General features: G+C 67.4%; 1 protein-coding gene. It reads left to right on the forward strand.

Features of this window, described 5'->3' with window-relative positions; genetic code table 11:
- Nucleotides 1-45: 45 nt before the first annotated feature.
- The coding region (locus NKH98_RS32970) for an ISAs1 family transposase (RefSeq protein WP_352904325.1) at nt 46-509 on the forward strand (464 nt) is incomplete at its 3' end.

Consider the following 509-nt stretch of genomic DNA (forward strand, 5'->3'; position numbering starts at 1 on the left):
GCCTTTGCCGCAGCTTTCGCCCGAGCCAGCCGAGAGACGCCCGAGGTGGTGTCGCTTGACGGCAAGGCTTTGCGGCGGGCCTACGAGAAGGGCTTGGCAGCCAGTCCGCCGTTGACGGTGTCGGCCTTCGCCGCCGAGACCCGGCTGTGCCTGGCGGCAGTCTCGCCGAGCGCTGGTGAGAACGAAGTCGAGGCCGCGCTCAAAGTCGTCGAACTCATTGATCTTACGGGCAGATTGGTCACCGCCGACGCGCTCCACTGCCACACCCGCATGGCTGCGGCCATTACCCAAAGAGGTGGCGATTACCTGCTTGCGCTGAAGGGCAACCGTCGTCATTGGCTGCGCCGTGCCAACCTGCAACTGGCCGACGCCACCCCTTCCATTGCCGAGCGGACCGAGACCAGCCACGGCCGCAACGAGTGGCGGCAAGCCGAGATCGTGGCGGCGGCCGAGCCGCTGATGCCCGGCCACCTGGCCTTCATCCGCATCACCAGCCGACGCGATCAGGC

It is taken from the genome of Mesorhizobium sp. M0833 (assembly GCF_040319905.1).
In the GTDB taxonomy this organism is placed as follows: domain Bacteria; phylum Pseudomonadota; class Alphaproteobacteria; order Rhizobiales; family Rhizobiaceae; genus Mesorhizobium.